Below are 442 nucleotides of genomic sequence, written 5' to 3'. Positions count from 1 at the left end.
ATGCTGGCGGCGGCGCTGACCGAGACCGGCCTGGGCAAGACCATGGGCGTGCTGGCGGTGGCGCTGGCCGCGGTCAACGTCTTCGGCGGCTTCCTGGTGACGCGGCGCATGCTGGAGATGTTCAAGAAGAAGGACAAGAAGGCTGCCCCTGCGGCCGGCAAGGCAGAGAAGGGGAATGCAGCATGAGCATGAATGTCGTCACGCTGCTGTATCTCATCGCGAGCGTCTGCTTCATCCAGTCCCTCAAGGGCCTGTCTCACCCGACCACCTCGATCCGGGGCAACCTCTTCGGCATGGTGGGCATGGCGATCGCCATCCTGACCACCGCCGCGCTGATCGTGCAGCTGTCGGGCGGCAAGGCGATCGGCATGGGCTGGGTGCTGTTGGGCCTGGTGGCGGGCGGGGGCTACGGCGCCTACCGGGCCAGGACCGTCGACGTCGA

At 67.0% G+C, this 442-nt stretch carries 2 protein-coding genes; both read left to right on the top strand.

The window, feature by feature from the left end:
• Nucleotides 1-186 (top strand): proton-translocating transhydrogenase family protein (locus AB4Z46_RS35440; RefSeq protein ID WP_442288227.1); only part of this gene is annotated, 186 nt, incomplete at its 5' end.
• Nucleotides 183-442: NAD(P)(+) transhydrogenase (Re/Si-specific) subunit beta (locus AB4Z46_RS35435; RefSeq protein WP_442288226.1), on the top strand; the 260-nt coding region annotated here is incomplete at its 3' end. The genes AB4Z46_RS35440 and AB4Z46_RS35435, both read left to right, overlap by 4 nt.

Source organism: Variovorax sp. M-6, assembly GCF_052114385.1.
Lineage (GTDB): Bacteria > Pseudomonadota > Gammaproteobacteria > Burkholderiales > Burkholderiaceae_C > Variovorax.
This window is presented reverse-complemented; position numbering and strand designations above follow the sequence as displayed.